This is a genomic window from Neobacillus sp. 19 (assembly GCF_049463095.1).
Taxonomy (GTDB): Bacteria; Bacillota; Bacilli; order Bacillales; family Cytobacillaceae; genus Neobacillus.
Genome location: NZ_JBMPZU010000066.1, coordinates 1 through 8196, shown reverse-complemented (window position 1 = coordinate 8196; position 8196 = coordinate 1). Strand labels below are relative to the sequence as shown.

Below are 8196 nucleotides of genomic sequence, written 5' to 3'. Positions count from 1 at the left end.
TGTTTATGTTAACGTACTCGTTCATTGCCATGCCGATACAACCCCAACCCGAACAAGATAGGCGTTTTCGCATTTACTACGTGAAACGCTTTCGCGTTTTTCGTGCGCCGCTTCAACCTAGATAGGCGTTTTCGCATTTATCGTGAAACGCTTTCGCGTTTTTCGTGCGCCGCTTCAATTGATCCAAATGCTTAAAGCCACACCATTCTATCACCTATAAAAAGCCCTAGAATGATACTGTTTAACAATAGGATTAAAGGGTATAAACATATCGACAAGGAGGATGAGATATTATGCTAAATAAGATTGTTGGCACATTAGCCATAGGTGGAGCTGCTTACCTGTTGAGGAATAAGGAATCTCGCACTAAAGTCATAAATCAAATAAAAAGCATTGCCTCTTCAGAAAACATCGAGAAGATAAAGGACCAAATCCGGTCACTGTCCGACCAAAGCTCAAAAGAGAATTCTGACCAGTCGAAGTTAGTAGAGTCTATGTCAGACCCAGCATTCCCAGATTACGCAACAACTGCAGGGGCTCAAGCAGGAAGGCCTTAATGTGAGATCCACCAATGTTCAAGTCTAAAAAGGAATCAGTTGAATGGCTGTTTCCTTTTTTTGTTTTTGGAATAGAAACAGAGCTGCTATTATTGCCGCAGCAATCCACTCTTTAGCCAAACGCTCTTATACACGACTCATCCTATCAGGTAAATTTTCTTCATTTTCGTTTCCTCTAGCAATTCAATAAATCAGCTGACTCTATTAAAATGATTAAATCAAATAAGCCCTTATCAAGCATTAAGTCACATCGTCTTCGTTTCCACTGTAAAGGTGATATCGTATCGTATATTGGGGTAACTTAAGGATTCTCAATTATTCTTACCTTGTTAAGGGGGTAGTAAAACAGAAGTTATTTCTTATACATATCGGTCCATAAAACTCTGTACAAAAGTGCAATCTCAGCTTCTTCAATACCCGTGGGCAGTTCCCCATTTTCGCTCCTTTTCCTTATTTCCATAAACGTTTGGAAGTGACTTTATTATTATCATTTTCTAAAAGATACACGTCAGGATTACTAAGACTTTTCCAGTCATCGAAACCAAAATCTTTATTAAAATGCTTTAATAGCAAGGACATTAAATTTCCGTGTGTAACAATAATAGTATTTTCATCATTACGGTTAAAAACATGATCAACCACTTCAACTATTCGTTTCATTGCATCTAAACTGGACTCACCGCCTTCAAATTTCAGTTCAATATCATCAAATGTTGTTCTTAGTTTGTCAAACCAATCCGAAAAAACTATTGGTGCTCAGTACACGTTCTGTTAATTTACTATCAATCTCTACCTCAATATTTAATCTCTTTGCAAGTGGTTGAATAGATTCAATTGCACGTTTATATGGACTTGAAATAATTCGGTCAATTTTAATATTGGAAAAAAACTCGCATAAACCAATCGCTTGTTTAAGACCTCTATCCGTAAGTTGTGCTTCAGGCGGCTGTCCTGCAGCCTCACAATGCCTAATAACATAAATTCTCTTCAAAAAAACCACTCCAATATTATGTATAAAGTCTTCCACAGCAAAGCAAATCTGTCGGATACCCAGCGTATTTGCAAAAGGTTGCTGAATACCTTTTTCATCTGACGGCGTATGAAATTTTACTAGCTCTATCCATGCCTGACCATCTTGCATCCCCAATCCTACACATGCCGTTTTAACATCATTCAGTCCAACTGTTCTCCATCCAATTCCCATTCCGCTTGCCCTTCAAGTCCTCATTATTAACGCCTTATTCCTCATGATCTGTACGTAGAGGTGAAGCATATAGATTAATAAATAATATGTAAACAGGATACAGAATGACAGACCCATAAATCAGAAGGCTAAATCTCGGAAAAAGTGTGACTCCTGCATTTATAGGAAAAACAACAGGGAAAAAGGAGAAAAAAAGAATAAAATAGGGTGCCCACAAAAGGTATGACAAATAGCTGTATTTTCTACCTATAGTCCATTTTTTTGTTAAGCAAATGAAGAAAATGGTCGAAAGTAGAAGTCCAATAACATTAATAACAGCAATTACAAAGTAAACATTATCCCATTCCCAGCCAGTTAACGTACTAATATGAGATACATTTACTATGAGTTCGATTGCAATATACAACGCTATAGCGTATAAGGCACTAATAGTATTTAACTTTATTAAAAACTTCATCATAAACCTCCTTAATTAAGAAACAGCAGCACCTCTGAGTTCAGTTCTTTATTTCAATTATATTCATTTTTAAAGTAAACTGCCCCTTTAGTACATCAAAAAACGGAGGGCCACAGCAATCATTCCTGAACCTGCGAACGCCGTTAGTTATATAATAAAAAGCCGCCAATGAAGGCAGCCGGATCTTCCAGTATCGCACCCTTTAGTTTAAGAAGAAATCTTTAAAGTTGGAGATTGAAATCATTTAAAGTCCCATTCCTTATTTATCGGATTTTCTCCGCCAACTCTAAAATAATTCCCTCTGGACCACGAACGTAGCATAACTTATAACTTTCTTCATATTGCTGTATCTCGCTAAAAATTTCCGTGCCCTTCTTTTTCAATTTTGCAACAATAGCTTCAATATCTTCCACAGCAAAGCAAATATGTCGGATACCCAGCGTATTTGCAAAAGGTTGCTGCACACCTTCTTCATCTGACGGCGTATGAAATTTGACTAGCTCTATCCATGCCTGACCATCTGGCATCCCCAATCCTACACATGCCGTTTTAACACCATTTAGCCCAACAATTCTGTCCAGCTGTTCTCCATCCAATTCCCATTCCGCTTGCACTTCAAGTCCTAAATCAAGAAAAAACGCTTTAGCAGCAGAAAGATCATTTACGTTTATACTCACATGATCTATCCTATTGATTCTCATATCTCATACCTCCTATATTCCTGTTATTTTCAATTGCCCTCTTTCGCTCTATTTTGACTAATCCCTTCACCAAATGTTCCCTATTAGGCGAATGATCATTTTTGGTATAAACATTAAGATGTTCCAAACCACTTCAAATATAAACTCAAATAGGGTATCTTTAAAAAAACCGTCTCTATTTCTTTTTTTATTTTTCATCTCATAACTCCCAATTACTCAATCTTCGTTTAACTATTCGGCTTTATTCATCAAACATATAATTAAATTTTTTCATCAGAATAAAGCCTTTAATTTTCATAATTACCAATGTATAGTTACAATCATATCATGATTAGGACTCCGGCCATTTATTTATTGATGACTAAGAAGATCAGAAGTCGTAATTCAATCATGTAAAATGAATTAGATATACCCTACTGTCAGTTCTCCTTTAAGTATCAGTGAGTTGGATATTGTAATCCGTAATAAAAATTGTTAATATGAAAATACAATTATGAGAGGACTGATGGATGAACAATGATTAACTAATCTATATTTTTATTTGAAATGAATAACTTCAAACTACAAAATATAGGATTAGTCTATCCATTTTTATAAATCAGTTTTCACTTTATTTGTCACGATACAAATGGCAAAAAAGAACTTATTTTATATAAGTGAAAGACTAATCCTTCCAATTACAACTTGGGAGGATTTTTTATTCTTCCATCGATCAGAATGAAGGTATTTAACCTGTAACTTTAATCAAATAAAAAAAGGAGCGAGAGAAATGAGCAATTCTGACCCTATTGTTACGCATGTAATACTCCGTATAAGTCGCTAATATCCATCAAACTTATGCGGAGTAATTTAGAATAGATGGATGTGCCGACTTTGTATTAAAAGTAAAAAGTATTGATATACAAAGGAGGAATTATTATGTCAATGATACAAGTTCAAGACTTAACTTTTTCCTATCCAGGCAGCTTTGATACGATTTTTGAAGGTGTGAACTTTCAAATAGATACGGATTGGAAGCTTGGATTTATCGGTAGAAATGGACGAGGTAAAACAACATTCTTTCATTTATTATTAGGGAATTATGAGTATAGTGGGAAAATCATTTCTTCGGTAGAATTTAATTATTTTCCTTATCCAGTTTCGGATAAAAACAAGTATACTTATGAAATTCTTGAAGAAATTTGCCCCCAAGCAGAGGATTGGCAATTTCTTCGTGAAATATCCTATCTCAATGTTGATGCCGAAGTCATGTACCGACCATTTAACACATTATCAAATGGAGAACAAACAAAGGTGTTGCTTGCTGCACTTTTTTTGACTGAGGGTCAATTTCTATTAATTGACGAGCCAACCAATCATCTAGACACGGATGCACGAAAGACGGTCTCTGATTATCTAAGGAAGAAAAAAGGGTTTATTTTAATATCACATGACAGAATTTTTTTAGATGGATGTGTTGACCATATTTTATCTATAAATAGAGCAAATATTGAAGTTCAAAGTGGTAACTTTTCTTCATGGAAGTTAAATTTTGATCGACAGCAGGAATACGAAGAGGCAACAAATCAGCGTCTACAAAAAGACATCGGGAGATTAAAACAGTCTTCAAAGCGTTCATCTGGTTGGTCTAACCAAGTGGAGGCCTCCAAAAATGGGACAACGAATTCAGGCTCTAAGTTGGACAAGGGGTTTGTAGGACATAAAGCGGCAAAGATGATGAAGAGAGCAAAGAACCTTGAATCAAGGCAACAAAAAGCTATTGAGGAAAAGTCAAAATTGCTAAAAAATGTGGAGAAAACCGAGTCATTAAAATTGAAACCACTGGAATTTCAGTCAAATGAATTGATTGTTTTAACTGATGTGTCTGTTAAGTACGATGACCAAATAGTGAATAAGCCAATTAGCTTTAATGTGGAACAAGGCGATCGAATTGTACTTGACGGAAAGAATGGAAGCGGAAAAAGTAGTATCCTCAAATTAATTCTAGGAAATCCGATACAGCATACAGGCACAGTAAATTTAGGCTCAGGTCTCATTATTTCCTATGTCCAACAAGATACTTCACATTTGAAGGGACTGTTATCAGACTTTATTGACATGCATAAGATTGATGAAACGTTATTTAAATCCATCCTGCGTAAGATGGATTTTGACCGAATTCAATTTGAGAAAGATCTATCCCATTATTCTGGTGGACAAAAGAAAAAGCTGCTCATAGCCAAAAGTTTATGCGAAAAAGCGCATTTATATATTTGGGATGAACCGTTAAATTTTATTGATATTTATTCGCGCATACAAGTTGAAAAGCTTATTCAAAGTTTTAATCCCACAATGGTTATTGTTGAGCATGATCAGGCATTTCAACAAATAGTTGCAACAAAAACTATATCTATGTAAATAAGGTATAGTCGCAGTTGTAAATTTCCGACCTCGTCGAATTGTTGGATTCAAATCAGAGGTATTAGTAATTGGCGGTGTACCAGAAGAGGTAAAACCAGATGAGCCTGTTAAAAATGGTACACCGATTGCCTAAGTATGGATCGTCAAACGACGGTCTTTTATTATTTTCATCATCAAAAAAAGAACCGGTTCGGTCCTTTTTGTCCTTGCTGGTTAAATTGTTCAATTTCCCGCTCTTAACATATCCGTCAAGCCATTGTCATTCACGTATTGAAATCCCTCTATTTTCCCTTCATCCTTTGTAGAAAAACGGACATCCCCTTCTACATTAGCCGTTTTTTCCTCTTCTCCATTTTTCTGGCAACCGACCTCTGCAATGAAGCTATAACGATTTGAGGTATTCTCACTTTGCTCAATCGTGATATTCTTAAGACTCAGCTTATAGCCACTATCGTTAGCATATGTTGGGTATTGAGTGGCAAATGCAGCTACGAAGGAATCGAGCCCAGATTCTGTAAAGTAAGGTCCGTATACCTTTGCATAATACTTACCTAATTCTTGGATTTCCTCTTTATTATTCAGCTCGATAAACTCCTCATCTGGACCAGTAAACTGATGTTCAAGAACCTTTTTAATCGCTGTCTTATGCTGATCTTCCTCCTCTTTTTGAGAGCACGCAGCTAGTAAGAACCCTGACATGATTAACAGTAAACAAATAAAAAACGATGTTACTTGGTGATTATTTTTAAACATAACTCCACTCCCTTCTTTATATGTCATACGTTTGAAATAATGGAAAGTTTCAACAATTAGGTGTTTTTTTACCATTTAAATTGCGCGTTTAAAATCCTTTCTTAATATCATTGTTGTACAATTAACCCGAAATCAAAATGTAATTATTCTGTCACCTCAATACAGTTGATGTTAAGAATATGAAAGTATAAACTTTACTTACTATTTGAGGAGTGATTAAGCTGAAAACAGTAACCGTGAATGAACTACAATTCAAGAAAAAATTATCTATGATTGAACAATTTACACTCAAAGATTTCCTATTTAAATGGGTGGGTAGACCAACAGAAGGATTAGATGATTTTCTGCCACTTGAGTACATAGAAAGTGTCTTTCCAAGGATGGAGGCAAAAAAGGAAACAACCTTCCTTATTAATGGGGATGAACATTTCAGATATGCGACAATAACAGAAGAAAATCAAATTGTAATAGGTGTTTTAGATTCGAATAAAGAGTTAAAGCATAGAATCATTTCTCTGGATGAGGTATTAATAGGTAAGCACTTGTAAAGTGCTTACCTCAGATTGTCGACAAAAGGCATTCCGAATAAGTCTATTCGGGTGCCTTTTGTCATTTTTAAGTATTTTTTGCTCAATTTTTCTTTGTACAAGACCCCTCCGGGGTCGTTTTTTATGCCATTGTTGGATTAACCCAAGTCCAGTTTGCCATCTTCTTTAAATTCATGGCAGCAAAAGTAAGCATCGCCTGCATAGACAATTTTTTAAGTCCCCTTAAAGTTGTCCATCGCATCCCATGCTTCTCTTTCGCATCTGCAAAAACACGTTCAATCGTTTCCTTGCGTCGTGTGTAGATTATTTTATTTTCGTCTGTATGCCGAAGGTGTTCAGCTTCCTCAAGGTACGCTTCCCAAACATGCCGTTGAATTAGCTTTTGATGGTTTTTACTTTGCGTACATTGGGATAAAAACGGGCATTCTTTACACTGAACCGGATTTGAAAAATACTGCCGGTATCCTTCCTTCGTTGTCGTGCTATATTTCAACTCCTGTCCTCCCGGACAAAGGTAGCAATCATAGTGTTCATCATAAACAAAATCATTCTTTTTCAAATAACCTTCTTTGGTACGAGGGCGTGTATAAGGTAAAGCAGGACGAATCTCATTTCCAATTAAGTATTGAGCAATAGCAGGTGTTTTGTATCCAGCGTCAGCAGCAACAGCAACAGGTTTCCCTGAGTTTCCTATGACTTTTTCAAGAAGAGGCTCCAACATTGTACTATCATGAACATTACCAGGGGTGACAATTGCGCCTAAGACAAAGCCATTTTTATCAGCAGCCGCATGAAAAGAATAGGCAAACTGCTTCGTCCGTTCGTCCTTCACGTAATACCCACTTTCTGGGTCCGTGGTACTTTCCTTGATCTCCTTCGTTTCTTCCTTTTCAAATTTGTCAGGTGGGAAAGGCTTTTTCCCATGTTCTTCACGATCACAATTGATTTCTTGTTGGAGACGTTCTTGATACGCTTTCGTTTCCTTACGAACTACCTTTTTCTCAAATTTACGCTTATTGGCACTTGCCTTCACGTGCGTAGAATCAATAAAAACATGTTCGCTACTTACCAATTTCTTTTCGGCTGCCTGCTTTAGAATTCTGTAAAATATCTGTTCAAATAAGTCTGTATCCTTAAAACGGCGTTCATAGTTTTTACCGAAAGTAGAGAAGTGAGGCACCTTATCATGGAATCCATACCCAAGAAACCAACGATAAGCTAGGTTCGTTTCAATTTCTTCTATCGTTTTTCGCATCGAGCGAATACCGAACATATATTGAATAAATGCCATCTTAATTAATACAACAGGATCGATACTTGGACGTCCTCGTTCAGCAGAGTACATCTCTTGAACAAGAGGATAAATAAATGAAAAATCTATAGCAGCTTCCACTTTTCGGACCAAATGGTTCTCCGGAACTAACTGTTCAAGGGTTATCATTTCTAATTGATCCCGATTCATCTGAGTATTTTTCGTTAGCATTTTCTTCATCACCTTACAAAATTAGTAGTATCTTCATTATACAAAAAAACTGTAGGCACATACCCCAAAAATGGGGATTTGTCTACAGTCTGA

General features: G+C 36.3%; 8 protein-coding genes and 1 pseudogene. 4 read left to right on the top strand and 5 right to left on the bottom strand.

The window, feature by feature from the left end; translation table 11 throughout:
- Positions 1-293 precede the first annotated feature (293 nt).
- Positions 294-557, top strand: coding sequence for a hypothetical protein (locus tag ACO1D1_RS21665; RefSeq protein ID WP_423336878.1), 264 nt, complete (start codon positions 294-296; stop codon positions 555-557).
- Positions 558-1007: 450 nt separating this feature from the next.
- Here the strand turns inward: ACO1D1_RS21665 and ACO1D1_RS21660 are convergent, their stop codons facing one another.
- From ACO1D1_RS21660 to ACO1D1_RS21650, 3 genes are all read right to left on the bottom strand, one after another.
- Positions 1008-1217, bottom strand: a complete 210-nt coding sequence (locus ACO1D1_RS21660; protein WP_423337075.1) for a histidine phosphatase family protein — start codon at positions 1215-1217, stop codon at positions 1008-1010.
- Between the two features lie 67 nt (positions 1218-1284).
- Entirely contained in the window at positions 1285-1761 is a 477-nt protein-coding gene (locus ACO1D1_RS21655) for a histidine phosphatase family protein (protein ID WP_423337074.1), read from the bottom strand.
- A gap of 720 nt (positions 1762-2481) precedes the next feature.
- Positions 2482-2919: a VOC family protein gene (locus ACO1D1_RS21650; protein WP_423337073.1), complete on the bottom strand. Its 438-nt coding sequence runs from the start codon at positions 2917-2919 to the stop codon at positions 2482-2484.
- 918 nt (positions 2920-3837) lie between these two features.
- On the opposite strand from ACO1D1_RS21650, the gene ACO1D1_RS21645 reads away from it, so the two are divergent.
- A complete protein-coding gene (locus ACO1D1_RS21645; protein WP_423337072.1) occupies positions 3838-5316 on the top strand; it encodes an Lsa family ABC-F type ribosomal protection protein in 1479 nt (492 codons plus the stop codon).
- Between the two features lie 7 nt (positions 5317-5323).
- Positions 5324-5452, top strand: a pseudogene (locus tag ACO1D1_RS21640) (tRNA-binding protein); the annotation flags it as partial.
- An 89-nt stretch (positions 5453-5541) separates the two neighbouring features.
- Here the strand turns inward: ACO1D1_RS21640 and ACO1D1_RS21635 are convergent.
- A complete protein-coding gene (locus ACO1D1_RS21635; RefSeq protein ID WP_423336997.1) occupies positions 5542-6072 on the bottom strand; it encodes a hypothetical protein in 531 nt (176 codons plus the stop codon).
- 212 nt (positions 6073-6284) lie between these two features.
- Between ACO1D1_RS21635 and ACO1D1_RS21630 the strand changes: the two genes are divergently transcribed.
- Positions 6285-6620: a hypothetical protein gene (locus tag ACO1D1_RS21630; RefSeq protein WP_423336996.1), complete on the top strand. Its 336-nt coding sequence runs from the start codon at positions 6285-6287 to the stop codon at positions 6618-6620.
- Positions 6621-6741: 121 nt separating this feature from the next.
- On the opposite strand, the gene ACO1D1_RS21625 is transcribed toward ACO1D1_RS21630, so the two are convergent.
- Positions 6742-8103: an IS1182 family transposase gene (locus ACO1D1_RS21625; protein WP_149868703.1), complete on the bottom strand. Its 1362-nt coding sequence runs from the start codon at positions 8101-8103 to the stop codon at positions 6742-6744.
- Between the last annotated feature and the right edge of the window lie 93 nt (positions 8104-8196).